At 37.5% G+C, this 1,012-nt stretch carries 1 protein-coding gene; it reads right to left on the bottom strand.

Annotation, left to right across the window (positions count from 1 at the left end):
* Positions 1–103: 103 nt before the first annotated feature.
* Positions 104–958 (bottom strand): ABC1 kinase family protein, encoded by an 855-nt coding sequence (locus tag V7083_RS23640; protein WP_335482660.1) that lies wholly within the window; start codon positions 956–958, stop codon positions 104–106.
* Positions 959–1,012 lie beyond the last annotated feature (54 nt).

The raw sequence follows: 1,012 nt of genomic DNA, 5'->3' as shown, positions 1-1,012 counted from the left end.
GAAAGAAAACTTTCAATTAAACCTTGAAAATAAGCTGCATCCTTTTTGGTAATCTCCCCGATCATTCCGAAATCAAGCAGAATGATTTTTCCCTCCTTTGAAACTAAACATTACCGGGGTGTGGGTCTGCATGGAACATACCTGGCTCTAACCATTGTGGGAAAAATACTTTTAGTAAAAGTTGGGCCATTTCCTCGCCACTTACTTTATTTTTGTCCAAGGCTTTCAAATCCGTTAGGCGAATTCCGTCCACCCATTCCATCACCAAAACGTCGGAAGTGCTGAGTTCAGGATATACGTTTGGAATTTTTACTTGCTCCATAACTTTAAACCGTTCTTGAAAAAATAAAATCGTGTCCAGTTCTTTTGAATAATCAAGTTCTCGTTCGATTACTTGTTTAAGTTCCTTAAAGAGAACCCTGAAATTTATAAATCCTTTTGGCATTGGAATGAAGTGATCGGCAAACCAAATAATAAAGCTTAAAATTCGAAAATCAGTTTGGATGACGGAATCAATGTTGGGACGCTTTACTTTAATAGCTACCTCTGTTCCACCTTTTAGTACGCCTTTATACACTTCTCCGATTGACGCAGAGGCAATCGCTACTTTTTCAATAGATTGAAAGTTTTGATGGAACTTGTTCCCCCATTCTTTTTCCAAAATTTCTTCAATTTCACTCCAATTGGATGGTGGCACCTGATCGGTCAGATCTTCGATTTGCTTTATAAAAGTGTTGGGTAACAGATCGGCGCGAGTACTGAGGATTTGCCCAATTTTAATCAGTAATCCCTCTAAATCAAATAAGGTGTTGCGGAACCTTTCTCCTATTCTTTCCCAGAGATGATCCCACTCAGCCTTTGGTTTTTTTCGAATCTTATACCAATAGATTTGTAGGAAAATGCCAAAGAATAAAGATAACACTTTTGATGCACGAGCCATTTTGCTTTTGGTTTTCAAATGAATCCCCCTCAATTATAAGGTTATATTAAAGAGTACTGTTGATTTTAAACC

Origin of the sequence: Bacillus sp. JJ1764, assembly GCF_036962145.1 — a bacterium.
In the GTDB taxonomy this organism is placed as follows: domain Bacteria; phylum Bacillota; class Bacilli; order Bacillales; family Cytobacillaceae; genus Neobacillus.
This window is presented reverse-complemented; position numbering and strand designations above follow the sequence as displayed.